The sequence below is a fragment of the Aminobacter ciceronei genome, from assembly GCF_014138625.1.
Classification (GTDB): domain Bacteria; phylum Pseudomonadota; class Alphaproteobacteria; order Rhizobiales; family Rhizobiaceae; genus Aminobacter; species Aminobacter ciceronei.
On the sequence record NZ_JACJHY010000008.1, the window covers coordinates 16,558 to 42,357 of the forward strand.

Here is a 25,800-nt window from a genome sequence, read left to right on the forward strand (position 1 = left end):
CCCGCGCTGGCGGGGCGGTCCCGTACCTCCTATCTAGGAAATTACCACCGGGCAATCATGCAGGGTAGCGACCAATTGATCCGTGTTCTTGGCATCGAGACAAGCTGCGACGAAACCGCGGCCAGCGTCGTTGCGCTCGAATCCGGGCAGCCGCCGCGCATCCTGTCGAACACGGTATTCAGCCAGATCGACGAGCACGCGGCCTTTGGCGGCGTCGTGCCGGAGATCGCCGCGCGCGCCCATGTCGAGGCTCTCGACGGCATCGTCGAGGCGGCGCTCGAGGATTCCGGCGTTGCCCTTGAAGACATCGACGCCATTGCCGCCACGGCCGGTCCCGGCCTCGTCGGCGGGCTGATCGTCGGGCTGATGACGGCCAAGGCGATTGCCGCTTCAGTGGGCAAGCCGCTGATCGCCATCAACCATCTCGAAGGCCACGCGCTGACGGCGCGGCTCACCGACGGCCTCGCATTTCCCTACCTCTTGCTGCTCGTCTCCGGCGGCCACACCCAGATCGTCCTGGTCAAGGGCGTCGGCGACTATCAGCGCTGGGCGACCACCATCGACGACGCGCTCGGCGAAGCCTTCGACAAGACCGCCAAGATGCTGGCCCTGCCTTATCCAGGTGGCCCCAATGTCGAAAATGCAGCCCAGTCGGGCGACGCTTCACGCTTTGTCTTCCCGCGCCCGATGAAGGGTTCGGCCCAGCCTGATTTCTCCTTCTCCGGCCTCAAGACCTCGGTGCGCCAGGCAGCAACATCGGTGGCACCCCTCAGCGACCAGGACGTCGCCGACATCTGCGCCTCGTTTCAGGCAGCCGTCACTGATACGCTCGGCGACCGCGTCAAGCGCGCGCTGGCCCGCTTCCGTGACGAGTTCCCCGACACCGCAGCCCCGGCCCTCGTCGTCGCCGGCGGGGTCGCCGCCAACAAACAGATCCGCGCCATGCTGGAAAAGCTCTGCGCCAAAAACGGTTTTGCCTTCATCGCGCCACCGATGGCGCTGTGCACCGACAATGCCGCAATGATCGCCTGGGCCGGCATCGAGCGCCTGCGCGCCGATCTCGTCGAACCCAACGCATTCGATTTTGTACCGCGCTCGCGCTGGCCGCTGGACAGCGTGTCAGCCCCGGTCGTCGGTTCCGGCAGGCGGGGAGCCAAGGCATGAGCGCATACAAGGTCACGGTTCTCGGCGGCGGCGCCTGGGGCACGGCACTTGCGCTCGCCATGCTGCGCGCCGGCCATGCCGTCACGCTCTGGGCCCGCGACACAGACAGCGTCACGGCGATCGCCAAGGGCACCAACCCACGCTATCTCGCCGGCATCGTCTTCGAGACAGGCATCGCCGCCACAACCGACCTTGCCCAGGCGCTTGCCGGCACCGATTGCGTGCTGGTCGTCACCCCGGCACAGGCCCTGCGCAGCGTGCTGACCGAGGTCAAGCCGCATATCGCCGACGATGTTCCGCTGGTGCTCTGCGCCAAGGGTATCGAGCGCGACACCGGCCGCCTGCTGTCCGACATCTCCAGCGCAATCTTGCCCGACAATCCCGTGGCGGCACTGTCCGGCCCGAGTTTCGCCACCGACGTCTCGCGTGGACTCCCCACCGCCGTCGTCGTCGCTGCCGAAGACGAGGCGCTGGCCTCGGCTCTGGCGGTGCGCTTCTCGGCAGCCAACCTGCGCTGCTATTCCAGCGACGACCTGATCGGTGTCGAAATCGGCGGTGCGCTGAAAAACGTCTTTGCCATCGCCGCCGGTGCCGTCACCGGGGCCGGTCTCGGCGCCTCGGCCCAGGCAGCGCTTGTCACCCGTGGCTTCGTCGAACTGCGCCGCATCGGCGCCGCCTTCGGCGCCCGCCCCGAAACGCTGATGGGCCTGTCCGGCCTCGGCGACCTGATGCTGACCTGCTCGTCGGTGCAATCGCGCAATTTCGCTTATGGCGTGGCACTCGGCAAAGGCGAAGAGCTTGCCGGCCGCCCGCTCGCCGAAGGTGTCGCCACTGCCCACATCGCCGCCCGCATCGCCCGTGAACGTGGCCTCGACGCGCCGATCATCGAGGCGGTCGCTGCCCTGCTCGACAATGCCATTACCATCAACGAGGCCGTCGCCGGGCTGATGACCCGCCCGCTGCGCGCCGAAGCCGACTGAACGTCCAAATCGAGAGGGACAACATGCTTTTCGCACTGATCTGCAAGGACAAGCCGAACCATCTCCAGGTCCGCCTCGACGCACGGCCCGACCATGTCGCCTTCCTCAACGACCTCAACGCCAAGGGCGCGCTGAAATTCGCCGGCCCCTTCCTCGATGCCGACGGCAAGCCGGATGGTTCGCTCGTCGTCATCGATGCCGCTGACGCGGAGGCTGCCCAGGCAGTCGCCGGCACCGACCCCTACGCCAAGGCCGGCCTGTTCGAGAGCGTCCAGATCCGGCCGTGGAACTGGGTCTTCAACAACCCGGCCAGCGCCTGACCACAAGCCAAGAGGGGACGAGATGAGCGAGAAGAAATACTGGCTGTTCAAATCCGAGCCGTTCAAATTCTCCTTCGAGATGTTGAAGGCCAAGGGCAAGGAAGGCACGCAGTGGGACGGCGTGCGCAACTACCTCGCCCGCAACAACATGCGCGCCATGCAGATCGGTGACCTCGGCTTTTTCTACCACTCCAATGAGGGGCTCGAAGTCGTCGGCATCGCCGAGGTTTGCGCGCTCGCCCATCATGACACAACGACTGAAGACCCGCGTTGGGAGTGCGTCGACATCCGCTACCACAGCCCGGTCCCCAAGCCGGTGACCCTTGCCGACGTCAAGGCCAATCCGAAGCTCGAAAAGATGGCGCTCGTCACCTCGATGCGCCTGTCGGTCCAGCCGGTGACGCCTGACGAATGGCAGGAAGTCTGCCGCATGGCAGGCCTCGACAGGGCGCCGTGACCACGGTTTCCCCGACACGGCTGACATCAGAGGGGGCGGCAAGCTTCATCCGCGCCAACACGGCGCTGATGCGGCCGCCGCATGTGCCCGAGGTCGCACTCCATCTCGCCGACGAAGCGCACGACCTCTGGCATCGCACCGAGGAAGAGCTGTCCGAGATCGGCCTGCCGCCGCCCTTCTGGGCCTTCGCCTGGGCCGGCGGCCAGGGTCTGGCGCGCTACGTGCTCGATCATCCCGAAACCGTGGCCGGCAAGCGCGTGCTCGACTTTGCCTCCGGCTCCGGTCTCGTCGCCATCGCTGCGATGAAGGCGGGGGCTGCAAACCTTACAGGCGCCGACATCGACCCGTTCTGCGAGACGGCGATCCGGCTGAATGCCGAGGCCAATGCCGTTGAGGTCGGCTTCCTCGGCGCCGACCAGGTCGGGCGCGACGACGGCTGGGATGTCGTGCTCGCCGGCGACGTCTTTTACGAAAAGCCTTTCGCCGACCGGCTGGTGCCGTGGTTCGAAGCGCTTCGGTCCCGCGGCGCCGACGTGCTCGTCGGCGACCCCGGCCGCTCCTACCTGCCCAAGGACCGGCTGCAAAAGCTCGCCACCTACGAGGTGCGGGTCACCCGCGCCCTCGAGGACGCCGAGGTCAAGCGCACCACCGTCTGGCGATTTGCCTGAACCGAGCTCCCCGCGATCGTCATCCCGGGCGGTCGGGTCCGGATAACCCTACGCTGCGCTCCGGTTTCCGGGATGACGTGCATCGACGCACTCAAATCTCCGTCTTCGCCGCCTCCTCGATGATCCAGTCTCGGAATGCCCCGATGCGCGGGTCGCCCTCCGACGTCTTGGGATAGACCAGGAAATAGGCGAACTCGCGCGACACCCGGATGCCCAGGTCGAATGGCCGGACCAGCCGCCCCTCCGACAGGTCGTTGGCGACCATGGCGAAATCGGCAAGCGCCACGACGCTGCCGTCGATCGCCGCCTGTACCGCGTCCGACGAGGTGGTGAAGACGATGGCGCGGCTGTCGTCGAAATCGTCGACGCCGGCAGCTGCCATCCACATCCGCCAGTTCGGCCAGGTCACGCCCTGCTGCGACCACTCGATATGCACCAGTGTGTGGTGGAACAGGTCGCGCGGCACCTTGAGCGGCGGCCCGGATGCCAGGAGCCGCGGGCTGCACACCGGAATGATCATGTTGTCGAACAGCCGGTCGGCGCGCAGGCCGGGATACTTGCCCATGCCGAAGCGGATCGCCACATCGACATCGTCGAGGTCGAAGTCGCGCACCTCGTAGCTGATGTCGAAACGCAGCTCGATGTCGGGATGCAGCTTGCGGAACCCGTCGATGCGTCGCATCAGCCATTTCGAGGCGAATTGCGCGTCGAGCGTCACCTTGAGCAGCGCCGTGCCGCGGCTGAGCTTGCGCGCCCGCGACACCGCGCGGTTGAGCACGTCGAGCGCATCGACCGAAGCGTCGACCAGCGCCGATCCTGCCTCGGTCAGCCTGATGCTCCGACTGGTACGGATGAACAGGGTGACGCCGAGCTGGTCCTCGATTTCCTTGATCTGGTGGCTGACCGCAGCCGGCGTCAGGCCGAGCTCGTCGGCGGCGCGGGTGAAATTCAGATGCTTGCCGGCGGCCGCCAGCGTTCGCAAAGCACGTGTCCCAGGTACGAAGCGCATTGCCGGATCTTCAAATTTGTTTTGATGGTCGAGAAAGAACTACTCGTTTCTCTTTTGCCTTTCAGCACTGCATCATGAGCCCAGTTCAACCAATGTCAAACCGGATTTGATGTCCGGACGAAACGGAAATGACCATGTCCACCGCTGTCTTGAGAACCACCTTTGTCCAGCCCTCGCGGCTGCAGCCGGTTTTCGACTGGCTTCGCCAGATGCGGGCAGCACTCAACGTGCCGGCGCCGCAGGATGCGGCCGAGCTGTCGGAGCATTATCGCCGCGACACCGGTATCGCCCAAAAGGATATCGCCAGGGCCGTCGATGCGGATCTCGGCCGTCTCGGCCTGCTCGACATCGGCTGGCAGCAGCCCCGCCGCCTGAACCGTCACTGATTCCCATCTCCCAAGCTCACTCTGGGAGCACGCTCGGCCCGAGGATCATGTCTCCCGATCTTCGGGCCGCTTTCTGTGCAGTGACTAGCGCACCACCTTCAGCACGGTCCGGCGCGACAGTTGCGGCAGAAGCCGCGCCATCACCTGCGCCGTGACCGCGACGCAGCCTTGCGTCGGCGTGAAACCCGGCCGCGCCAGGTGGAAGAAGATAGCGCTCCCGCGCCCGCGCCGGCGGGGCCGGATGTTCCAGTCGAGCACCAGGCAAGCATCGTAGAGGTTGTCGTCGCGCTTCATCCGCTCATGGCTGGCGCCGTAAGGTATCTTCACCGGCCTGTTGTAGTTGCGGTCGTCCGGCACCTCGCACCAGCCGAGATCGGCGCCGATCGGGCTCATAGGCAGGCGGCTCTGCCCCGCCACGAACTGGTCGCGGCGGAAATAGCCCGACAACAGCCGCATCGACGCCAGCGGCGTGCCGCCGTCGCCCTCGCGCTTGCTCGCGGTGATGCCGCCGCGCCCCAGCGCGCAGGGAAACACCAGCCCGCCGACCTGCATCAGCCCCTTGGTCGGGTCGCCGGGCTTGGCCCGCACGACGATTGTCGAAATGCCATTTCGCAAAAATGCACCCGCCCCAATTACGCCTTTGATTTTTCTTGTATGATCGCCTTGCGGAACAAATCACTACCGCTGAAAGTTGTGGCGATCAGCTTCCGCATTCGATTGCCGCGGTCAACTGAATACTGATTTTGAAACAACGGATTGATCCATGACCTCACGCACTATCCTCATCGTCGACGATGACGACGATCTGCGCAGCACATTGGTCGAACAGCTGGCGCTCTACGAGGAGTTCGAAGTCCTTGAGGAAGCGACGGCGGCCAAGGGCGTCAACGCGGCGCGCGCCGGCCTCATAGACCTGCTGATCATGGATGTCGGCCTGCCCGACATGGATGGGCGCGAGGCGGTCAAGATCCTGCGCAAGGGCGGCTACAAGGCGCCGATCATCATGCTGACCGGCCACGACACCGATTCCGACACCATCCTCGGCCTCGAAGCCGGCGCCAACGACTATGTCACCAAGCCGTTCCGCTTCGCCGTCCTGCTCGCCCGCATCCGCGCCCAGCTGCGCCAGCACGAGCAGAGTGAGGACGCCACCTTCTCGGTCGGGCCTTATACGTTCAAGCCGAGCCAGAAGCTTCTCATCGACGCCCGCGGCGGCAAGGTCAGGCTGACCGAAAAGGAAGCCTCGATCATCAAGTATCTCTACCGCGCCGACCAGAAAGTGGTCACCCGCGACGTCCTTCTCGAGGAAGTCTGGGGCTATAATTCGGGGGTCACGACCCACACGCTGGAAACCCATGTCTACCGGCTGCGCCAGAAGATCGAGCGCGATCCTTCCAATGCTGAAATTCTTGTGACAGAAAGCGGCGGATACAAGCTGGTCCCCTGACTGGTTTGCTGAATCGCCCCAAAATCAGCTTTGGTTTTCGGGGGGATAAGCGGAATATGTTGTTAGTTTGGAACGGGGAACCGGCTAACAACGGGAGGGGAGCCAGTCTGAGAAGTCGGGGACATAATGGCGCTGGATGACGACATCCGCATCCTGTCCGGCGTGAGGCTGTTTGAGGGCTTCACACAAGAACAGCTGCGTTTGCTGGCCTTCGGTGCGGAGAATGTGAACCTCCCCGCCGATCGCAAGCTCTACCGCGAGGACGACGAGGCCGATTCGGCCTATGTCGTGATATCGGGACGTATTGCGCTTTACCGCGAGACCGACGGCGTGCGCGCCGATCTTGGCTCCGCCGGGCCCGGCTCGATGCTTGGCGAGCTCGCCCTCATCGCCGACACCAGGCGCCTGACCAGTGCCGCTGCCGCCATCGATTCGGAAATCATCCGGCTCAACCGCAAAATGTTCCACCGCATCCTCGAGGAATACCCCGAACTCGCAGAGCGGCTGCACCAGCACATCCTCGAAGACCTCCAGGACATGATCGCCCGCATCGAAAGCATGGCGCCGCGATTCGGGAAGTAGTCGGCCAGCCGTCAATTCAATTCGGCCAGCTGGGCACGGCCGGATCGGGCCAGGCCGAGCCGAAAATGATGGATTCCGAGTACCGGAGCGGAGCGGACATTCAGGTCCGTGAGCACCGGAAGCGCAGAAAGCCGCCATTTGCAGGCCGGCCTCGCCAGAATCCCTCAGTCGAGGTCGAAGCGCGCTATGACTGGCACATGATCCGACGGCCGTTCCCAGCCGCGGGCGGCGCTCAGGATGTCGATGCCGGCAAGCTTGGGCGCAAGATTGGCCGAGGACCAGACGTGATCGAGCCGTCGGCCGCGGTTGGAGGTCTCCCAGTCCTTCGCCCGATAGCTCCACCAAGTGTAGATCTTCTGGTCGTCGGGCACGTTGAGCCGCATCAGATCGACCCATTCGCCGGCCTTGCGCATCGCTTCGAAACTCTCGGTCTCGACCGGCGTGTGGCTGACGACGTTGAGCAGTTGCTTGTGCGACCAGACGTCGTGCTCCAATGGCGCAATGTTGAGGTCACCGACCAGCACCGAAGCCGAACCTTCGTCATGGTCGGCACGGATGGCGTTCATCTCCGAAACGAAGCCGAGCTTGTGGCGGAACTTCGGATTGATCTCGACATCCGGCTCGTCGCCGCCGGCCGGAACGTAGAAATTGTGCAGCGTCACCGTCTTGCCGCCGGCCTCGAAGCGCACCGACAAATGCCGACTGTCGTCGATCTCGCAGAACCGCCGCTTCTCCACGATCTCCAGCGGCCGCCGCGCCACAGTGGCGACGCCGTGGTAGCCCTTCTGGCCATGGAAGGCGATGTGCTCGTAGCCTGCCTTGCGGAACGCCGCCGAGGGAAACTGGTCGTCGGGACACTTGGTTTCCTGCAGGCACAAAACGTCAGGCGCCTGCTCGCTCAGCAGCCGCTCGACCAGCGGCATGCGCAGGCGCACGGAGTTGATGTTCCAGGTGGCGATGGAAAAGGGCATGGCAGGTTCCGGCAACAGGTTGCGGCGGAACCTGCCAGCACGGACCTGCGATGACAAGGCACGATGCCCGATGCGGCGCCCGTGCCGCCGATGTCCACAACTAAGCCGGGCAGTCCAGCGAATGAGGCCGCGCACCTAGCTTGCCGCGCCAGACGGCCGGCAAGGTAGAGTTGGCGGGCAGCCTGTTAGTCGCCCTTCTTCTGCGCGTTCAGCTCGCGATTGAGCTTGTAGTCGATCTTGAACGTATCGCCCGGGAAGGAACCGCCCTGCTTGACGTTGAACACCATGACGGTGGTGTCCTTGCCCTGGGCGTCGGTGATCGTCCACTGGCGCAGTTCGTAGGTCTTGGGGTCGAACATCATGGTGATGGTCGAATTGCCGAAGACCTGCTTGTCCGACAGCTTGATGGTGGTCAGGTCGTCCTCTTCGGTGACGCTCTTGACCTTGTTGCCGCTGAGGTCGATGCGCTCGTCGAGCAAAAGCTTCAGCGGCGTTTTCGACAGCGGATAGAGGTCGGAGGTGCGCATCTTCGAGTTGAGGATGACCACCGACTGGCCGTCGGAAATCACCTTGAAGTTCGACGGTGCCTCGTAGTTGAAGCGGATCTTTCCCGGACGCTGCAGGAAGAACTTGCCGCCGGTCTGTTCGCCGCGCGGACCAAACTGCACGAACTCGCCCGACATCGAGCGCACGCTCGAGAAATGATCGGCGATGCGCTGGGCGGCATCGGAGCCTTGTGCCTGTACCGGGCCATTGAAGGCCACCAGCGGCGTCGCGGTCAGCGCGATCGCGGCCGCGAAGCCGAGCAGGCGTCGGCGGGTCGGAGTGCGGATATCGTTCATGCCGGTTACTCTCTCATTCAAGTTCGACGGTTGTATCGGCACTTAGTAGGGCTGAAGTTTGACATGGTTCACGGCCTCGCGCACTGAACGCGAAAACGTGATCGCCAGTTCCCCGATCCTACATCTTGTCGTCTTCCGTCGGCACCAGAATCTCGCGCTTGCCGGCATGATTTGCCGGACCGACGATGCCCTCCTGCTCCATCCGCTCGATGATCGACGCCGCGCGGTTGTAGCCGATGCCGAGGCGGCGCTGGATGTAGCTGGTCGACGCCTTGCCGTCACGCAGCACCACCGATACCGCCTGGTCGTAGGGATCGTCCGAATCCTCGAAATTGCCGCCACCGCCATTACCGCCGCCCTTGCCCGACGGCTCGTCCTCGTCCTCGCCGTCATCCTCGGTGATGGCGTCGAGATATTCCGGCACGCCCTGCAGCTTGAGATGGGCAACAACCTTCTCGACCTCGTCGTCGGCGACGAACGGGCCATGGACGCGCTGGATGCGGCCGCCGCCGGCCATATAGAGCATGTCGCCCATGCCGAGCAGCTGTTCGGCGCCCTGCTCGCCGAGAATGGTGCGACTGTCGATCTTCGACGTCACCTGGAACGATATGCGGGTCGGGAAGTTGGCCTTGATGGTGCCTGTGATGACGTCGACCGACGGACGCTGGGTCGCCATGATCACGTGGATGCCGGCCGCGCGCGCCATCTGCGCCAGGCGCTGGACCGCACCTTCGATGTCCTTGCCGGCGACCATCATCAGGTCGGCCATTTCGTCGATGATGACGACGATGTAGGGCAGCGGCGCCAGATCGAGATTTTCGGTTTCGTAGATCGCCTCGCCGGTCTGACGGTCGAAGCCTGTCTGCACCGTGCGCGAGATCTGCTCGCCCTTCTTTTCCGCCTGGCTGACGCGCGCGTTGAAGCCGTCGATGTTGCGCACGCCGACCTTAGACATCTTGCGGTAGCGGTCTTCCATCTCCCGCACCGTCCATTTCAGCGCCACCACGGCCTTCTTTGGATCGGTGACGACAGGGGTCAGAAGATGTGGGATGCCGTCATAGACCGACAGTTCCAGCATCTTCGGATCGATCATGATCAGGCGGCATTCCTGCGGCGTCATCCGATAGAGCAAGGACAGGATCATGGTGTTGATGGCGACCGACTTGCCCGAGCCGGTGGTACCGGCGACCAGCACGTGCGGCATCTTGGCGATGTCGACGATGACGGCCTCGCCATTGATCGTCTTGCCAAGTGCCAGCGCCAGCTTCGACTTGGTCGTCTCGAAGTCGCGGCTCGCCAGAATCTCGCGGAGATAGACGGTTTCGCGCTTGGCGTTCGGCAGTTCGATGCCGATCGCATTGCGCCCCGGCACCACCGCGACGCGGGCGGCAATCGCGCTCATCGAGCGGGCGATGTCGTCGGCGAGGCCGATGACGCGACTCGACTTGATACCGGGCGCCGGCTCCAGTTCGTAGAGCGTGACGACGGGGCCGGGACGGACATGGATGATCTCGCCCTTGACGCCGAAATCTTCGAGCACGCCTTCCAGCAGCCGCGCATTCTGTTCCAGCGCATCCTTGGAAAGCGAGGCGTCACGCACGACGTTCTTGGGCTCGGCCAGGAAATGCAGCGACGGCATCTCGAATGTCTCGGTGCCGATCAGCGTGGTCTGGGCCTCGCGCTGGACACGGGCTCCTGGTGCCGGCCTGGGGGCAGGTGCTGCGACACGCACGGCGGGAGATCCAGCCTCCGGCGAGCGGAAATTCTGCACCTGGGCATTGGCGCCCCGGCGCTCTGATGACACCGGCGGCATGTCCATGTCGTCGTCGTCACCGAAGACATCCTGGTCGTTGGGGTCGATCGAAACCGTCCGCTCCGACACCATCTGGGCAAAGAATTCAGGTTCGACGCGGGCGCGGCCGCCTGTCGTAACGCGCTGCTCGGCGCGCTCGGCCGATTCGACGCGCTCGGCCGCCTGCCGCCAGGCGCTCTCGCGCTTGACCGGCGGCAGGTCGTAGCCTTCCAGCTCGCGCCGCTTGGCGGCGCGACGGCGCATCCATGCCCTGGCCGACAACCACCAGTGGGCGATGGCGCCAAGCGCCAGCACGCCCTCGTTTTCGTCCTCGTCCTCGTCGTCGAAGCTGGCGAAGTCCTGCTCGCGCATGTCGGGCTTGGGCTTGGGATTGACCACTGCAAAGCCGTTCTCGCGGTTGAGCAGGCCGGCACCGAAGGCAAACAGCCAGATCGCCGGCGCAATCAGCAACACGCCAATGACGGTGGCGATCAGCCCGGTTGGATAGCCGCCGATGAACAGCCCCGGCACCTTGAGCACCATGTCGCCGAACACGCCACCGAGGCCGGTCGGCAGCGGCCAGGTCGGCGGTGCGCCGACACAGCCGGCAATGGCCGCGCCAAGAAGTGCCGAGCCGAACCAGACCAGGCCGCGCTTGGGCATGCGGTCGACGCCGCGCGCGGTGACGAACAGCACGCCCCAGATCACCGCCGGCATCAGGGCAGCGACCGAGGCAAGGCCGAAGAACTGCATCGCGAGATCGGCGAACACCGCACCCGGATACCCCATGGCGTTGGTGACGGGATTGTCGGTGGCATGGCTGAAGCTCGGGTCGGCGACATTCCAGGTGCCGAGCGCCGCCAGCCCGAAGGCCACGAAGGCAAACAGGCCCAGACCCGCCGCGCGGCCTGCCTGCCGTCGCGCGAATGCCTGAATGCCGTGCCCCGTCTCGGTCAGCGCGAGCGGTGAGGAAACCCCAGAACGCATGCCTCGTCCCCGTCCATTGATGCCGTGGCCCGCATGCGGACGCATGGCGGGCAGATTCGTTTGCCAGACTATCGGGGCGAAGGTTAAGGCGGCATTAAGGTTAAGCCATTGTTCACGCAACAGCCCCTTGGACGCTTCCGCGAGCGGCGGCAAACAACGCGTCACTCCTCCCCGGCATAGGCATTTTTGATGCAACCATCCTGTCTCCGTGGCGTTGGGTCTGCCGGAAGGGACCAGAAACGAGGAGAAAGAAATGAGAAAGCTCATTTTGGCTTTGGGTGCGGCAGCCTTGATGGCTGGCGCCGCTTGGGCAGCTTCGGCCGACGGCGTGGTCAAGGAGTTCAACAAGGACACCCGCGTGATCACGCTCGAGGACGGCAAGACTTACACCGTCCCGGCTGACGTGGCACTTCCCGCCGATCTGGCGGCAGGCATGAAGGTGTCGATTACCGTTGCCGATGACGATGCCACCAAGGTGACCGCCGTCATGACGTCGGCGATGTAACGACCCCGACCTGGCTCGCAGAAACCCCGTCCAGACAGGGCGGGGTTTTTGCATTTCCGGTTCAAAACAGGCTTGCCGCAGAGACCGCAGCGCCATAGTTTTCCATATTAGGAAAACCTAATGGAGGCAGCGATGAAGCACCATAGCATCGAGCAACTGCAGGCCTTCGCAGACATCCAGCCGCTCAGCCCCTATCTGCCGATGACGCGTACCGAGCGTCTCGAGCGCTGGGCGCAACTGCTCGAAGATCAGCCGGAACGGCGCCTCGGCACACTTTCCGGCACCGAATACGCGCCGCGCGCCGAACGGCTCGCCATGCGCGTACCGGGCTCGCCTATTACCGTTGCATTCGAGGACCCTGCCTTCCGGGCAGCCGGCCTTGAAGACGACAGCTACGGCGCAGCCAAGCGCTTCTTCGAGCTGTCCGACCGGCAGCTGCACAACATCGTCTGCTACTGCCATTTCGGCGATGCGGTCAGGGGTGCAAGTGCCGCCCGCCGTGTCCGGGCAGCGATCAGCATGTGGACGCGCATCCGGGCATTCTTCGCCTGAAGGCGCGCAAGGCACTCCAGAATCCAGCCAAGGGCCCGGCTGGCTCGGGCCCCGGTGGACGCTACGCCTGCTGCCATCGGGTAGACACATTAGCATGTACACATATAATCGACTGACCAGGTAACGACCCGGATCGCGCGACGTACCTCCGTCGCTTTGCCCCCTCGGATTCAAGCCAGGAGCCAGATGCCGACAGGATTGAGATTCTTCGACGCCACCTACTATCCCGTACCCAAGAGTGGCAGCAGCAGCGTCAAGTACCTGCTCATGCAGGTCGCCGGCGCGCATCAGGCGCTCGACAATCCCGACGACGACGTCCACCACCACCTCGGCACCAATCTGGTCGATCCGTTTCGCCCGATGCACAATGCCGACGCCAAGCCCTTCACCATCGTCAGGGACCCGGTCGAGCGGCTGCTGTCGGCCTATTCCGATCGCGTCGTCAAAGCCGGCCTGCTGACGTCAGATGAAGCCGACAGCCCGCTGGCCCGCGAGCTCGGCCTGTCGCTCGAACCGGACCTCGAGACCTTCATCCTCAGGGTCGAGGACTATTGCCGCATCTGCGCCGACGTCCGCTTTCATGTCGCCTCGCCGCGCTACTTTCTCGGCAGCAACCTTTTCCTCTTCGACCGGGTGTTCAAACTCGAGAAGATCGACCAGGTCGCGGCCTATATCAGCGAGATCGTCGGCCAGGATGTGTCGATGCCGCACATCCACGTCTCGAGCGGCCAGGCCAGCCCGTCCGACCTGTCGCCGGCAGCACTCGCCAAGGCGCTGCGCTTCTGCCGCTACGATTACGCCTTCCTCGTCGACCTCTACGACGCCGGCCGCTGGGGCACCATTCCGCGCGGCACGCGCCGCGATCCATCGACACTGAGCGTCTATCGCGACCCGGCGAAATATGAGGGCGACAGCTATCCCCGCACGCCGCGCAACCTGCGCAATTTCCTGAGCAAGCGTCCGCTCGATCCGGCATTGCCCAAGGCCGACTAACAACTCCAGACAAAAAAGGAGGCCCGGATTGCTCCGGGCCTCAAAGCGCAGCTGCCTTGAGGGCGGCCACGACGGGATTAGGGAGGATGTTCCGCGGCCAGGGCGTCGGCCGCGCGCGCCGGAGCACGATCCCTAGGGGGAGGACCGCGCTCCAACAGGCATCAGGAGTGGTAGGCCACTTCACCATGCGAGGTCAGGTCGAGGCCCTGGCGTTCGGCTTCGACGGTCGGGCGCAGGCCGACGAGCAGGTCGACCAGCTTGTAGAGTACCAGCGAGCCGATGCCGCACCAGATGACGGTCACCGAGACAGCGAGGAACTGCGTCCAGACCTGGCCGCCGATCGACATTTCGCCGTAGCCGATGCCGCCGAGCGCCTCGGCGTTGAACACGCCGGTGCCGATGGCGCCGACAATGCCACCGACGCCGTGGATGCCGAACACGTCGAGCGAGTCGTCATAGCCGAGCTTGATCTTCACCACCGCCACGAAGAAGTAGCAGATCACCGAGGCGATGGCGCCGAGTGCGATGGCGCCGACCGGACCGACGAAGCCGGCGGCAGGCGTCACCGCGACGAGGCCGGCAACCATGCCGGAAGCAGCACCCAGCATCGACGCCTTGCCGCGGGCAACCACTTCGATGATTACCCATGCGAGGATCGCGCCGGCAGTGGCGGTGAAGGTGTTGATCATCGCAAGTGCCGCACCGCCATTGGCTTCGAGGTTCGAGCCGGCATTGAAGCCGAACCAGCCGACCCACAGGATCGAGGCGCCGACCATGGTCAGCGTCATCGAGTGCGGGGCCATGTTGTCCTTGCCGTAGCCCGTGCGCTTGCCGATCACCAGGGCGCCGACCAGGGCGGCGATGCCGGCATTGATGTGCACGACGGTACCGCCGGCGAAATCAAGTGCGCCCCAGCCATAGATCAGGCCATCCGAATCCCAGACCATGTGGGCGATCGGGAAATAGACGACCGTCACCCACAGCGCGACGAACAGCAGCACGGCCGAGAACTTGATGCGTTCGGCAAAGGCGCCGACGATCAGCGCCGGCGTGATGCAGGCAAAGGTCATCTGGAAGACGATGAAGACGTATTCGGGGATGACGATGCCCTTGGTGAAGGTCGCCGCCATGCTCTCGGGCGTCACGCCGGCCAAAAATGCCTTGCCGAGGCCGCCCCAATACGGGCTCGGCGCGTCGCCGAAGGCCATCGAGTAGCCCCAGAACGTCCAGATCACGATCACCAGCGCCACGATCATCGTACACTGCATCAGCACCGACAGCATGTTCTTGGCGCGCACCAGGCCGCCATAGAACAGCGCCAGGCCCGGCAGTGCCATGAACAGCACCAAGAGTGACGAGGTCAGCATCCAGGCGACGTCGCCCTTTTCCATGACGTCGGCGGGCGCCGGCGCGGCCGCCGCGGCATCTGCCGCCGCAGGTGCGGCTTCCTGGGCGAAGGCTGCGACCGTTCCCAGGGCGGTCAGTGCGAGCGTGCCGACAAGGGCCGTCCGCGCCGCCGTCTTCAATGAGGTTGGAATTTGCATTGAGGTCTCCATGAGAATTGGTTGGCCTGCTCAGAGCGCGTCGGTGTCGGTTTCGCCGGTACGGATGCGCACGGCCTGGTCGATGCCGAAGACGAAAATCTTGCCGTCGCCGATCTGGCCGGTCTTGGCGGCCCCGGTGATCGCCTCCACGGCCTTGTCGACGAGGTCGGTCGAGACGGCGACTTCGATCTTGATCTTGGGCAGGAAGCTCACGGCATATTCGGCGCCGCGGTAGATCTCGGTATGTCCCTTTTGCCGCCCATAGCCTTTTACTTCGGTGACGGTCAGGCCCTGGATGCCGACATTGGTGAGCGCTTCGCGCACCTCGTCGAGCTTGAACGGCTTGATGATGGCCATCACGATTTTCATCAGGTTTCACCCCTTTCTGATGCGGGTCCCCCGCGTTGCAGACGTCGCCAGCGGACCCGAAGACCACCGGTGAGTGACCAAGGCTATTCAAGCTCCATGCCAGTTTGCCCCAGCACAAGCCAACCATTTGAAATTTAATGAAAATGCGCTGCGCGCAGACGACATCCTTCGCAGGTGCAGCAAAGCACCTGCTCACAAAATGTGCAAAATAGCCAAAATGCCTATTTCGTAGGCTTTGTCCGCAGGCGGATCAGCCCCTCTTGTGCCACCGAAGCGACCAGCGTGCCGTCCTGGGCATAGAGCGCGCCGCGCGTGAAGCCGCGCGAACCCGAAGTCGAAGGGCTGTCCTGGGTGTAAAGCAGCCAGCCGTCGAGCGCATGCTCGCGATGGAACCACATCGCGTGGTCGATACTCGCCGCCTGGATGTCGGGATCGAAGATGCCACGGCCATGGGCAAAGGTTGCCGTATCGAGCAGCGTCATGTCGGAAAGATAGGCAAGCACCGCACAGCGCAGTGCCCGGTCGTTCGGCACCGGGCCGGTCAGGCGGATCCACACCTTCTGCAGCGGCGGCAGCTTGTCACGGCTGGAATAATGCTCGGCATAGACCGGCCTCAGCTCCAGCGGCCGTTCCTTGGCCCAGAACAGCCTGATCTGCTCGGGCACATGGGTGGCCTCGGCCAGCAGCTCGCGCTGCGACTTGAGCTCTTCCGGCGGCGGCACGTCGAGCGGCATCGGCATCTGGTACTCCAGGCCCTGCTCCTCGACCTGGAACGACGCTTCGAGCGAAAAGATCGCGTGGCCATGCTGGATCGCCACCACGCGCCGCGTGGTGAAGCTGCCGCCGTCGCGGATGCGGTCGACCTCGTAGATGATCGGCACGGTGATGTCGCCGGGGCGCATGAAATAGCCGTGCAGCGAATGCACGTGCCGGTCCGGCTCGACGGTGCGCTGTGCCGCAACCAGCGCCTGGGCGATGGTCTGGCCGCCAAACACGCGCTGCCACTGAACCTGCGGGCTGCGACCACGGAACAGGTTGTGTTCCAGCTTCTCGAGATTGAGAATGCTGAGAAGCTCTTGTATTCCGGCCGGCATGCTTTTCCCCTTTTCGGGACGAAGTATATCCGGTTTCCAGCAGGAAGCCCCCGTCGAGTCAAGGCGGGAAGCCTAGCCGTAAAGGACGCCGCCATGGTCACGCGCGAATCTGACGACAAGAAATCGACACAGCTCGACGTGCTCGTCGCCGGTGCCGGTTATGTCGGCCTCGCCACCGCCGTTTCGATCAAGCAGGCACGACCCAATCTGCACATCGCCATCGTCGACGCGGCTCCCGCCGAGGTCTGGCGCAAGGACGGCCGCGCCTCGGCCATCGCGGCTGCTGCCTGCCGCATGCTCGACCAGCTCGGCTGCTGGGAAGAGATCGCACCCGAGGCACAGGCGATCACCGACATGATCATCACCGATTCGAAGAGTGCCGATCCGGTCCGTCCGGTGTTCCTCACCTTCGACGGCGAGATCGGCGCCGGCGAGCCCTTCGCCCACATGATCGAGAACCGGCTGCTCAACGGCGCCCTGCGCCGCCGCGCCGCCGAGCTCGGTATCGACATCATCGAAGGCGTCGCCGTCCAGGCCTTCGAGGCCGGCACCGCCGGGGCCAAGGTCCATCTCGCCGACGGTATCAGCATCGACACGCGCCTTCTCATCGCTGCCGACGGCGTCAACTCCAGGCTGCGCGACATGGCCGGCATCAAGACCGTGCGCTGGGAATACGGCCAGTCCGGCATCGTCTGCACCGTAATCCACGAGCGCCCGCATGGCGGCCGCGCCGAGGAGCATTTCCTGCCGGCCGGCCCCTTCGCCACGCTGCCGCTCAAGCCGACCAAGGACGGCACCAACCGCTCCTCCATCGTCTGGACCGAACGCACCGAGGACGCCGACAAGCTGGTTGCGGGCGACGCGTTCGTCTTCGAGATAGAGCTCGAACAGCGTTTCGGCCTGAAGCTCGGCGAGATCCGCGTCGAGGGCAAGCCGCGTGCCTGGCCGCTCGGCCTGACCCTGGCGCGCGCCTTCGTCGCTTCCCGCTTCGCGCTTGCCGGCGACGCCGCCCACGGTATCCACCCGATCGCCGGCCAAGGCCTCAATCTCGGCTTCAAGGATGCCGCAGCGCTTGCCGAAACCATCGTCGAGGCCGATCGCCTGGGACAGGACATCGGCGCCATCGACGTGCTCGAGCGCTACGAGCAATGGCGCCGCTTCGACACCGTGCGCATGGGCATCACCACCGACGTGCTCAACCGGCTGTTCTCCAATGACATCGCGCCCGTCCGTGCCATCCGCGACATCGGCCTCGGCCTCGTCGACCGCGTGCCCCGGCTCAAGGACTATTTCATCCGCCAGGCCTCAGGCCTGACAGGCGAAACCCCGCGCCTGCTCAAGGGCGAGGCGATCTGACGGCGGCAGTTCGCCATCCAGCCAGCTACAGCATCAAGCACCGGGAATGTCGTAGATCGGCCTGACCTCGACCTTGCCCATCGCCGCCAGCGGGATGTTCGAGGCGATCTCCAGGGCCTCGTCCTGGTCGGTCGCCTCGATCATCACGAAGCCGATCAGCTGTTCCTTGGTCTCCGCGAACGGCCCGTCGGTCACCAGCCGCTTGCCGGCGCGTCGCGTGACCGTCTTCGCCGCCCTCACCGACTGCAGCGCCTCGGCCGCGATCAGCTTGCCTTTGGCTTCGAGATGCCTGTCATAGGCCAGCGAGTCTGTGTCGAGCTTCTCTTTCTGTTCAGGCGACAGCGTCCCGAACAGGCCCTCTTCGAGATAGACAAGGCAGGCATATTTCACGGTTGATCTCCCTGGGTTGACCTTACGCCACAAGGACGCAGCTGGCGAAGACAAGCAGACATTTCGGCGCAAGACTTTTTTCGCGCGATGTTTGCTTTCCCGACGACGGAACGCTGGCGGGTACGCGAGGCGGCGCTATAGTCTCACCCGGTTGCCGCACCTGGCCCCGTCAGAAATCATGGAGAACGTCATGAACCACAGCGCCAACGCCGTCTGGAAAGGCAATCTGAAGGAAGGCTCGGGAACGCTCGACACCCAGAGCGGCGCGATCAAGGGCCAACCCTATTCGTTCAAGGCCCGCTTCGAGGACGAAACCGGCAAGTCCGGTACCAACCCCGAGGAGCTGATCGCCGCCGCCCACGCCGGCTGCTTCGCCATGCAGCTGTCGCACTTCCTCGCCGAAAACGGTACGCCCGCCGACAGGCTCGACGCCAAGGCGGTGGTGACGCTGATCCCCGGCACCGGCATTACTGAAAGCGCGCTGACGCTTGTCGGCACCGTGCCCGGCATCGACAATGCCAAGTTCCAGGAACTTGCCACCAAGGCCAAGGAGAACTGCCCGGTTTCCAAGGCGCTCGGTGCGATCAAGGTTTCGCTGACCGCCAGCCTCGCCTAACGGCACTCTGGGCGCCGGTCAGGCATCGGCGCCCTCCCCGCCTCAGGCGGCCAGTCCGCCCGCCCGCACCTCGGACGGCGTCGCGTCGAAGCGGCGGCGAAACACCCGGTTGAAGTACGACAAATCGTTGAAGCCCGCCTCATAGGCGATGTCGGTGATGCTGCGCTGCGCCCTCAGCGGGTCGGCCAGCATGCGGTGCGCTCGCTTCAGCTTCTGGCCGAGCGCGAATTCGGTGAAGGACAGCCCCTCGCTCTCGAACAGCTTCCTGACATAGCGCGGCGACAGCTTGTGCTCGGCCGCGATCGCCTCGGCCGACAGTCCGCGCAGGTCGCTGCGCGCCGAAATGTCCGACTTGATTGCCGCCAGCCTGGCGGCTCGCAGCCCACGCCCCAGCGCCACCTGTTCGGCGTCGCGCTCGGCTCCAAGCGTCAGCGCGGTCAGGTCGAGCAGATGGCTCGCCACCATGCGCGCCATGTTGCCCGGCAGCGGCTCGTCCAGCTTCTGCAGCGCCGTGGCATAGGTGATCAACAACTGCATCGGCCCTTGGCTGATCGGAATCGGCCGCATCATCATTGCGGAGACGTCGCCGAGCAGCGGCTGCAGTGCCTTCCTGTCGAAGCGCAGGTTGACATAGGTAAAGCCCGGCCGCGTGATATTGGCGCCGACCCGCCCACCGGGCACGAACATCGCGCAACCCGGACGGATGCTCTCGTCCTGGCCGCCGACCTGCATGTGGCTGCCGCCCGACAGAGCGGCGAGCAGGATCACATCGTCATTGTCGATCATCTCCTTGCCGATGCCGACCTTGATCGGCGACGCCGAGCCGGTGGCGATGCCGACGCCCGGCAGCAGCCGCACCCGCATGTCCATGTGGACGGGCGCACCTTCCAACGGCTCGAGATCGGCATTGAGGATGGTGCGGCCATAGACCTCGCGCAGAACGGCAAGCCGCTCCTGCGCGGGGAGGTCGTCTGTCAGCACGCGAAAGGAGGCATTCTGCCCGTCAGGATTCGTCATTGGTCTACTCAACGATACACAACCAAGGCGGGCAGACACTCCTTCTATTTCGCGCGGATGAATAGGTCAAGCCCGTACCGCCGAAACCCTGAGAATGGGCCGCGCAGTCCAAGAACGGCACTGCTCGCCCGTCTAGTTTGCGCTCGCGAATCGAAGTGGTCAGTCCAGCGAACGAGGTAACGGACATGTACCGCCTGCAAGTCTGGAAGACGCTCGCGGCTCTTGCCGCGGCTGGCTTCAACCCGCGCGCTTTCCTCGCCCCCATGGCGCTCGGCGGCAAGCTCCCCGAACCGGCTGACAAGCGGCAGCCGAAGGAGAACAGCGAACCGGAGGCCTGATCCGCAAGGACAGGTCCTGAAACGCCGGCGCTCAACGCCGGCGGCTGACGGAGTCTGGCTGCAAGGAGTGCCAGGGCAGTGGCATTCCGACCAGCCGGCAGGCCGGGCGCGTGGGGGCAGACCCGCGTCCGGCCACCCCCCTTCCGCGCACTCCGTGTTTTGCGTTTGTTGCGCGGCAAAGCGGCACCGCGCAACGGGCAGTCGCGCGGCGCCCCGTCTTCGAAACCAAAAATCGCCAAAAATGTTTAGCTTTCGAGGGGACCAGCGCACCCGGGAGGAACCCTCATGCTGAACGTCCTTGAACCGCGTCATCCGCAGCCATCGGTCGCGACGACGCTCGAAATCACCGACATCACCGCAGACGTTCGTCATCTCCAAGGCTTCGACCATCACGAGCAGGTCTGGCTCGGCCGCGACACGGCACGCGGGCTGACCGCGATCGTCTCGGTCCACACCACCGTTCTCGGGCCCGCCCTCGGCGGCACGCGCATCTGGCCGCACACAAGCTTCGAATCCGGCATCATCGACGCGCTGCGCCTGTCGCGCGGCATGACCTTCAAGTCGGCCATCGCCGGCCTGCCGCTCGGCGGCGGCAAGGCGGTCATCATCGCCGACGCCAAAACCGAAAAGACGCCGGCCATGCTCGAGGCCTATGCCGAGATGCTTAACACGCTTCAGGGCCAGTACATCACCGCCGAGGACGTCGGCATGACGCTCGCCGACGCCGACTTCCTCGCCGAGCGCGCGCCCAATGTCAGCGGCACCACCAAAGGCGGCAGCGGCAACCCCTCGCCCTTCACTGCCGAAGGCACTTTCGTCGGGCTCAAGGCGGCCCTGCGCCACCGCACCGGCAGCGACGATCTTGCTGGCGTCCGCGTCGCCGTCCAGGGCCTTGGCTCGGTGGGCTGGTCGCTGTGCCAGAAGCTCCACACCGAAGGTGCCGTCCTGACAGTCTGCGATCTCGATGCGGTCAGAACCGCCCGCGCCGCCGAGACCTTCGGCGCAACCGTCGTGTCAGGCGATGCGATCATCGCAGCCGACGTCGACATCTTCGCGCCCTGCGCACTGGGCGGCATCCTGTCTGCCGACACCATTCCGCTGCTCAAGGCGAAGATCGTCGCCGGCGCCGCCAACAACCAGCTGGCTACCGCCGAGGACGGGCAGCGCCTCGTCACGCGCGGCATCCTCTATGCCCCCGATTACGTCATCAATGCCGGCGGCGTCATCAACGTCGCCGCCGAGATGGGCGATGGCGGCTACGACGTCGCAACCGTCACCCCGCGCGTCGCCCGCATCGCCGACACGCTGTCGGCCATCTTCCAGCGCGCCGACAGCGAAGGCCGCACCACCGACGCCGTCGCCGAGGCTATGGCCCGGGAGATCGTCGAAGCTGCGAGGAAGTAGGCCATTAGCTCCCTTCTCCCCGTTGGCGGGGAGAAGGTGTCGGCAGGCGGATGAGGGCTGGCCCTCGCAGGCACCGCCCAAAGCAAAGACGGCCCGGCTGCTTCCGCAACCGGGCCGTTCTCCGTCACAACGTCAGACTGTCAGGTCATTCGCCCGGGGCGAGCCTGTGGGTCCATTCGCGCCAAAACGCATCAAGCAGTCGTTCACTGCCAGGACGACGCTCCTGCACCCCATCCTTCCAAAACTGCATTCGTGGGAATTCCGCTGTCAGAAACGCACGTATAGGCAGGGGTATTGGGCCGTTGCCAAGTTCGCGCGTTTCCGCTTTGCGCGCCATCAACTCATTGATGGTATCCAAGACCGATAGCTCCAGCGGCACGCCCGCGCACAGACTCGGGAAGTTCATCGGCGCAATCACGGAATTTGGGTTCTCTTCCAGCCACTTCAGCGCCATGAGCGGACGCAGGGCGTAAAAAAGCTTCTTGAGCGGCACATCCTCCTCGGAAGACAGGAAGCGATCGAGGTGGTTCGCCGCAAGGTGGTAGTAGTGCCTAGCTGTCAGACTGCGATCCGCCACTTCGCCGGCAATCTCCAGGAAGGCCGCACGAAAATCGGAATTGCACTGATAGACCAAGGGCGATGTCAGCCACTCGACCACCACCACATTGCCTTTGAGAAGGAGTTTCAGCGCCTTGGACAGCTCCCAACCATTGACGTCAAGGATCGGAGTGAGCGGCGTTTCGATGACATCGCGTTCGGGGAACAGCGTGAAAGTCTCGCTGACTGCCCGGACAAACACGAATCGGCAGTCGTAGTCGCTGTCTGGCGACGGAAAACCCCAGGCTCGACTTCCGCTTTCGACGGCCAACGGGATCGATACGTTGTGATGACGTTTGATGTCGGCCAAACGGCCGTCGATCTCGGCTACAATTGTCCGATCCATCGATGTTGGAAAATGCCGATCGATCAAACCTGCCACCCCACGCGCCGACTATAGCCGAGCGCTATAGCAGGTCTCAGGGATCAAGGTCGATCGTTCCCGCCTTGGCCTATGCGCCGACCGCGTCGAGCCGCGCCTTCAGCGCCGCCACTTCCTCTTCCAGCAGCCGGACGCGTTCCTCGAGTTCCGAGACAACAGGTGAGGCGCTCGGTGCTCGGCTCGTCGCGACGATCGCGGCAGCCTCGACATCGCCTGACAAGAGATGGGCGAAGCGATCCTCGCGCTGGCCGGGGGCACGGCCGATTTCCTTGACCAGCGCAGGCCTGCGGCCGATCAGCATGTCGAGCTCGCTGCGCACGGCGTCGGCATCGGCGAAATTCGCCATGCGCTCGGTGCGAGCGAGCAACTCGTAGACGGTCTGGGGACCGCGCAGCAAAAGCATGCCGATCAGCGCGCTCTGGTTGCGCGTCAGCGAGAATTTCTGCGCCATCTGGTGTTCGTAGCGCTCAACGCGCGAAGCGAACTGCTGCTTCGCCAGTCCCTTCGACTGCAACGTGCCAAGCGTCCTGACGATGTCGACCATCTCAAGGGCCATGACTGGCTCGCGCGAGGTCTTCTGATTGGCCGCAGCAACCAGCGCATTCGACGTCATCGGATAGACGTCAGGCGTCAGTTCCTTCTTCTCGATCAGACAGCCGAGCACGCGCGCTTCGGCCGGGGTGAGATGGGGAAGATCCGTGTCCGTCATATCAGCTATCGCCTCAAACCCGGCGTTCAACCATCATCTTCCTTATTTCGGCTGCCGCGCCGGTACAGGCGCGCAACCAAAACCGATCGACGAAACTAAACGCGCCTCTCCACCATCATCTTCTTGATCTCGGCGATCGCCTTCGCCGGGTTCAGACCCTTGGGGCAGGTCTGGGCACAGTTCATGATCGTGTGGCAGCGATAGAGCCGGAACGGATCCTCGAGATTGTCGAGGCGCTCGCCCTTGGCTTCGTCTCTGGAGTCGATCAGCCAGCGATAGGCCTGCAGCAGCACGGCCGGGCCGAGATAGCGATCGCCGTTCCACCAGTAGCTCGGGCACGAGGTCGAGCAGCAGGCGCACAGGATGCATTCATAGAGGCCGTCGAGCTTCTGGCGGTCCTCATGGCTTTGCAGCCATTCCTTCGCCGGCTCGGGCGATACCGTCTTCAGCCACGGCTCGATCGAGCGGTGCTGGGCGTAGAAGTTGGTGAGGTCGGGCACCAGATCCTTGACGACCGGCATGTGCGGCAGCGGGTAGATCTTCACCGCGCCCGAAATGTCGTCGCAGCCCTTGGTGCAGGCCAGCGTGTTCGAGCCGTCGATGTTCATCGCGCAGGAGCCGCAGATGCCTTCGCGGCAGGAGCGGCGCAAAGTCAGCGTCGGGTCGATCTTGTTCTTGATGTAAAGCAGCGCGTCCAGCACCATCGGGCCGCAATCGTCGACATCGACGAAATAGGTATCGATGCTCGGGTTCTCGCCGTCGTCGGGCGACCAGCGGTAGATCCGGTACTCGCGCAGATTGGTCGCACCCTCCGGCTTCGGCCAGGTCTTGCCCTGCTTGATCTGCGAGTTCTTGGGGAGTGTTAGTTCGACCACGATCGGTTCCTCACAGCTTGGCACGCAGTTCCTTGCGGATGACGAGCTTGAGCCCGCTCCACACGGCATCCACGGCACAGACCTTTACGTCCACCAGCCCAGTCGGCAGCACGACGTCGCGAATGACATCCTCGGTGATGTCGGTGGCGATCTTCGCTGCCTTCTTGGGCCAGGAGATCCAGACAGCGCCGTCGGGCGCGATCATCTTCTTGAATGTCTCGACATGACCTTCGAGATCGGCGCGCTTGCCGGTGAAGGCATGAACGATGTCATGCCGCTCGCCCGTTGCGCCAAGGGCTGCCCAGTCGGTCTGCGCCACAGCCGCGAAGTCGCAGGCAGTTGCCAGCCCCCGGAGATCGCCAGGCAGGTTCACGAAGACCACGCTCTGGCCGTCCTTGAGGCCGAGCTTGGCCGCAAGCGGCACAGCCGAATAACCTGCATCGGGCAAGGTCGCGGCCATCATGCCTGCACCGCCAGCCGACGCATCTGCTGGCCGACATCGACGGGCGACCATGGCGCCATGTAGAGCCCGAACAGCGACAGCGGCGAACCATGCATGGCGTTGAGCCAGAGCTGGATCCTGAGCCTGCCGCGCACCAGCCCCTGCTGAAGGAAATGGAATGGGTCACGCCGTTTGACGTGGCGGTGCGGCGTCCTGAGCTCGCCCATCGTCGTGTCGGCACCGGCCTGTGCGATCAGCCAGGGCGAAGTGTGCATCACGTCGCAGCCATGCAGCCCGGCATTGGAAATGAAATCGTCGACCGGCACGGCCAGCTTGCCGGCCCTGGCAAGCAGTTGCCCGGCAGCCTTGCGCGTCACCAGATAACCGGCGCCACCCGAAGACGGGCGCAGCGAACGCACCAGCTTCGCAGCCCCCAGGTCGGCCACCGGCACGGACAGCCTGCCGCCGCTGCGGACGATGCCTTCCATCTTGACGATGTCGAAGGCGATGCCGCTGGCAAGGAGCCGGCGCATCGTCTCGGCGAAACCGTCGAGCGGTACCGCGTCGTCTTCCAGGATCACCGCGTGGTCGTGGCCGGATGCCAGGAACGCCTTCAGCGCCAGCATGTGGCTGGCAAAACATGCTTCCTCGACCAGCGCAAACATGCGGTTGCGCAGCGGATTCCAGCCGATGCCGTTGGGCGGCATATCAAGCTTCTGGCCGCGCACCGCCAGCACCTCGTCGGGGTTGCGCACATCGACTGCGGCGACACGTTCGAGCGGCCAAGGCATCGAGCCGAACAGCCGCTGGATTTCCGCCCAGCGATGCGGCGATCGGTCGAGATTGATGGCGAAGAAAGCGAGTTCGCTCATCGCCGGCACTCCCGGCGCCAGTTCTCCCAGCGCCAATTCTCCAAGCGCCAATTCTCCAAGCGCTTGTCGGCGCGCGCGCAAGCGAGGACGGCCGTTTCAGGCCCTCCAGCTTGTCTTGCGCAGCGCCGCGTCTCGACCAT

The 25,800-nt window shown here is 64.5% G+C and carries 30 protein-coding genes; 15 read left to right on the forward strand and 15 right to left on the reverse strand.

The window, feature by feature from the left end:
* The first annotated feature begins 78 nt into the window (after positions 1-78).
* The 5 genes from tsaD to HNQ95_RS10075 all read left to right on the forward strand — a co-directional run bounded on the left by tsaD (position 79) and on the right by HNQ95_RS10075 (position 3,589).
* Positions 79-1,164 (forward strand): tRNA (adenosine(37)-N6)-threonylcarbamoyltransferase complex transferase subunit TsaD, encoded by a 1,086-nt coding sequence (gene tsaD / locus HNQ95_RS10055; RefSeq protein ID WP_182574061.1) that lies wholly within the window; start codon positions 79-81, stop codon positions 1,162-1,164.
* The gene (locus HNQ95_RS10060; protein ID WP_154386723.1) at positions 1,161-2,144 is read left to right on the forward strand and encodes an NAD(P)H-dependent glycerol-3-phosphate dehydrogenase; all 984 of its coding nucleotides are present in this window, start codon (positions 1,161-1,163) and stop codon (positions 2,142-2,144) included. The genes tsaD and HNQ95_RS10060 overlap by 4 nt, the downstream gene beginning before the upstream one ends.
* A 23-nt stretch (positions 2,145-2,167) precedes the next feature.
* Positions 2,168-2,464, forward strand: coding sequence for a YciI-like protein (locus HNQ95_RS10065; protein ID WP_067956152.1), 297 nt, complete (start codon positions 2,168-2,170; stop codon positions 2,462-2,464).
* 22 nt (positions 2,465-2,486) lie between these two features.
* Positions 2,487-2,921, forward strand: coding sequence for an EVE domain-containing protein (locus tag HNQ95_RS10070; protein ID WP_067956147.1), 435 nt, complete (start codon positions 2,487-2,489; stop codon positions 2,919-2,921).
* Positions 2,922-2,989: 68 nt separating this feature from the next.
* Positions 2,990-3,589 carry a class I SAM-dependent methyltransferase gene (locus tag HNQ95_RS10075; RefSeq protein ID WP_246340661.1) on the forward strand — a complete coding sequence of 200 codons (600 nt, stop codon included), beginning with the start codon at positions 2,990-2,992 and terminating at the stop codon, positions 3,587-3,589.
* Between the two features lie 91 nt (positions 3,590-3,680).
* On the opposite strand, the gene gcvA is transcribed toward HNQ95_RS10075, so the two are convergent.
* The gene (gene gcvA, locus HNQ95_RS10080) at positions 3,681-4,598 is read right to left on the reverse strand and encodes a transcriptional regulator GcvA (RefSeq protein WP_182573994.1); all 918 of its coding nucleotides are present in this window, start codon (positions 4,596-4,598) and stop codon (positions 3,681-3,683) included.
* 134 nt (positions 4,599-4,732) lie between these two features.
* On the opposite strand from gcvA, the gene HNQ95_RS10085 reads away from it, so the two are divergent.
* The gene (locus tag HNQ95_RS10085; RefSeq protein ID WP_246340651.1) at positions 4,733-4,984 is read left to right on the forward strand and encodes a hypothetical protein; all 252 of its coding nucleotides are present in this window, start codon (positions 4,733-4,735) and stop codon (positions 4,982-4,984) included.
* An 84-nt stretch (positions 4,985-5,068) separates the two neighbouring features.
* Here HNQ95_RS10085 and HNQ95_RS10090 read toward each other — a convergent pair whose 3' ends face one another.
* The gene (locus HNQ95_RS10090; RefSeq protein ID WP_067965955.1) at positions 5,069-5,536 is read right to left on the reverse strand and encodes a L,D-transpeptidase family protein; all 468 of its coding nucleotides are present in this window, start codon (positions 5,534-5,536) and stop codon (positions 5,069-5,071) included.
* A 211-nt stretch (positions 5,537-5,747) separates the two neighbouring features.
* Between HNQ95_RS10090 and HNQ95_RS10095 the strand changes: the two genes are divergently transcribed.
* Both HNQ95_RS10095 and HNQ95_RS10100 read left to right on the forward strand, forming a co-directional pair.
* Positions 5,748-6,431 carry a response regulator transcription factor gene (locus HNQ95_RS10095; RefSeq protein ID WP_067956144.1) on the forward strand — a complete coding sequence of 228 codons (684 nt, stop codon included), beginning with the start codon at positions 5,748-5,750 and terminating at the stop codon, positions 6,429-6,431.
* Positions 6,432-6,557: 126 nt separating this feature from the next.
* Positions 6,558-7,013 carry a cyclic nucleotide-binding domain-containing protein gene (locus tag HNQ95_RS10100; protein WP_067956143.1) on the forward strand — a complete coding sequence of 152 codons (456 nt, stop codon included), beginning with the start codon at positions 6,558-6,560 and terminating at the stop codon, positions 7,011-7,013.
* A gap of 164 nt (positions 7,014-7,177) precedes the next feature.
* Here HNQ95_RS10100 and HNQ95_RS10105 read toward each other — a convergent pair whose 3' ends face one another.
* The 3 genes from HNQ95_RS10105 to HNQ95_RS10115 form a co-directional block, all read right to left on the reverse strand.
* Positions 7,178-7,984: an exodeoxyribonuclease III gene (locus HNQ95_RS10105; RefSeq protein ID WP_182573996.1), complete on the reverse strand. Its 807-nt coding sequence runs from the start codon at positions 7,982-7,984 to the stop codon at positions 7,178-7,180.
* A gap of 185 nt (positions 7,985-8,169) precedes the next feature.
* Positions 8,170-8,826 (reverse strand): outer membrane lipoprotein carrier protein LolA, encoded by a 657-nt coding sequence (locus HNQ95_RS10110; RefSeq protein WP_067956142.1) that lies wholly within the window; start codon positions 8,824-8,826, stop codon positions 8,170-8,172.
* Positions 8,827-8,944: 118 nt separating this feature from the next.
* Positions 8,945-11,605, reverse strand: coding sequence for a DNA translocase FtsK (locus tag HNQ95_RS10115; protein WP_067956141.1), 2,661 nt, complete (start codon positions 11,603-11,605; stop codon positions 8,945-8,947).
* Positions 11,606-11,858: 253 nt separating this feature from the next.
* Between HNQ95_RS10115 and HNQ95_RS10120 the strand changes: the two genes are divergently transcribed.
* The 3 genes from HNQ95_RS10120 (at position 11,859) to HNQ95_RS10130 (ending at position 13,655) form a co-directional block, all read left to right on the forward strand.
* Positions 11,859-12,110, forward strand: a complete 252-nt coding sequence (locus tag HNQ95_RS10120; protein WP_083948380.1) for a DUF1344 domain-containing protein — start codon at positions 11,859-11,861, stop codon at positions 12,108-12,110.
* Positions 12,111-12,242: 132 nt separating this feature from the next.
* On the forward strand, positions 12,243-12,662 hold the full coding sequence (locus tag HNQ95_RS10125; protein WP_067965950.1) for a hypothetical protein: 420 nt from the start codon (positions 12,243-12,245) through the stop codon (positions 12,660-12,662).
* A gap of 186 nt (positions 12,663-12,848) precedes the next feature.
* Complete coding sequence (locus HNQ95_RS10130; RefSeq protein WP_067956139.1) at positions 12,849-13,655, forward strand: sulfotransferase family 2 domain-containing protein; 807 nt, start codon at positions 12,849-12,851, stop codon at positions 13,653-13,655.
* 161 nt (positions 13,656-13,816) lie between these two features.
* Here HNQ95_RS10130 and HNQ95_RS10135 read toward each other — a convergent pair whose 3' ends face one another.
* The 3 genes from HNQ95_RS10135 to HNQ95_RS10145 all read right to left on the reverse strand — a co-directional run bounded on the left by HNQ95_RS10135 (position 13,817) and on the right by HNQ95_RS10145 (position 16,662).
* On the reverse strand, positions 13,817-15,199 hold the full coding sequence (locus tag HNQ95_RS10135) for an ammonium transporter (RefSeq protein ID WP_067965948.1): 1,383 nt from the start codon (positions 15,197-15,199) through the stop codon (positions 13,817-13,819).
* 30 nt (positions 15,200-15,229) lie between these two features.
* On the reverse strand, positions 15,230-15,568 hold the full coding sequence (locus HNQ95_RS10140; protein ID WP_055975214.1) for a P-II family nitrogen regulator: 339 nt from the start codon (positions 15,566-15,568) through the stop codon (positions 15,230-15,232).
* 221 nt (positions 15,569-15,789) lie between these two features.
* Positions 15,790-16,662 (reverse strand): acyl-CoA thioesterase, encoded by an 873-nt coding sequence (locus HNQ95_RS10145; RefSeq protein WP_067956138.1) that lies wholly within the window; start codon positions 16,660-16,662, stop codon positions 15,790-15,792.
* A gap of 93 nt (positions 16,663-16,755) precedes the next feature.
* On the opposite strand from HNQ95_RS10145, the gene HNQ95_RS10150 reads away from it, so the two are divergent.
* Positions 16,756-18,018, forward strand: a complete 1,263-nt coding sequence (locus HNQ95_RS10150; RefSeq protein WP_067956135.1) for a ubiquinone biosynthesis hydroxylase — start codon at positions 16,756-16,758, stop codon at positions 18,016-18,018.
* Between the two features lie 33 nt (positions 18,019-18,051).
* Here the strand turns inward: HNQ95_RS10150 and HNQ95_RS10155 are convergent, their stop codons facing one another.
* A complete protein-coding gene (locus HNQ95_RS10155; protein ID WP_067956131.1) occupies positions 18,052-18,408 on the reverse strand; it encodes a YciI family protein in 357 nt (118 codons plus the stop codon).
* Positions 18,409-18,598: 190 nt separating this feature from the next.
* On the opposite strand from HNQ95_RS10155, the gene HNQ95_RS10160 reads away from it, so the two are divergent.
* Entirely contained in the window at positions 18,599-19,024 is a 426-nt protein-coding gene (locus HNQ95_RS10160) for an OsmC family protein (RefSeq protein ID WP_067965946.1), read from the forward strand.
* A gap of 42 nt (positions 19,025-19,066) precedes the next feature.
* Here HNQ95_RS10160 and HNQ95_RS10165 read toward each other — a convergent pair whose 3' ends face one another.
* Positions 19,067-20,041, reverse strand: coding sequence for an AraC family transcriptional regulator (locus HNQ95_RS10165; protein ID WP_182573997.1), 975 nt, complete (start codon positions 20,039-20,041; stop codon positions 19,067-19,069).
* A gap of 185 nt (positions 20,042-20,226) precedes the next feature.
* Here HNQ95_RS10165 and HNQ95_RS10170 point away from each other — a divergent pair, with 185 nt between their 5' ends.
* Together HNQ95_RS10170 and HNQ95_RS10175 are read left to right on the forward strand one after the other, a co-directional pair.
* Positions 20,227-20,379, forward strand: coding sequence for a hypothetical protein (locus HNQ95_RS10170; protein WP_169808298.1), 153 nt, complete (start codon positions 20,227-20,229; stop codon positions 20,377-20,379).
* A 285-nt stretch (positions 20,380-20,664) separates the two neighbouring features.
* The gene (locus HNQ95_RS10175) at positions 20,665-21,783 is read left to right on the forward strand and encodes a Glu/Leu/Phe/Val family dehydrogenase (RefSeq protein ID WP_154386730.1); all 1,119 of its coding nucleotides are present in this window, start codon (positions 20,665-20,667) and stop codon (positions 21,781-21,783) included.
* Between the two features lie 145 nt (positions 21,784-21,928).
* Here the strand turns inward: HNQ95_RS10175 and HNQ95_RS10180 are convergent, their stop codons facing one another.
* The 5 genes from HNQ95_RS10180 to HNQ95_RS10200 all read right to left on the reverse strand — a co-directional run bounded on the left by HNQ95_RS10180 (position 21,929) and on the right by HNQ95_RS10200 (position 25,660).
* On the reverse strand, positions 21,929-22,762 hold the full coding sequence (locus HNQ95_RS10180) for a nucleotidyltransferase domain-containing protein (protein WP_182573998.1): 834 nt from the start codon (positions 22,760-22,762) through the stop codon (positions 21,929-21,931).
* 70 nt (positions 22,763-22,832) lie between these two features.
* Complete coding sequence (locus tag HNQ95_RS10185) at positions 22,833-23,471, reverse strand: YceH family protein (protein WP_067956125.1); 639 nt, start codon at positions 23,469-23,471, stop codon at positions 22,833-22,835.
* Between the two features lie 95 nt (positions 23,472-23,566).
* On the reverse strand, positions 23,567-24,346 hold the full coding sequence (locus tag HNQ95_RS10190; protein WP_067956123.1) for a succinate dehydrogenase iron-sulfur subunit: 780 nt from the start codon (positions 24,344-24,346) through the stop codon (positions 23,567-23,569).
* A 10-nt stretch (positions 24,347-24,356) separates the two neighbouring features.
* A complete protein-coding gene (locus HNQ95_RS10195; protein WP_067956121.1) occupies positions 24,357-24,806 on the reverse strand; it encodes a DUF3052 family protein in 450 nt (149 codons plus the stop codon).
* Positions 24,806-25,660 carry a glycosyltransferase family 25 protein gene (locus HNQ95_RS10200; RefSeq protein WP_182573999.1) on the reverse strand — a complete coding sequence of 285 codons (855 nt, stop codon included), beginning with the start codon at positions 25,658-25,660 and terminating at the stop codon, positions 24,806-24,808. Before HNQ95_RS10200 ends, HNQ95_RS10195 begins: the two co-directional genes overlap by 1 nt.
* Positions 25,661-25,800 lie beyond the last annotated feature (140 nt).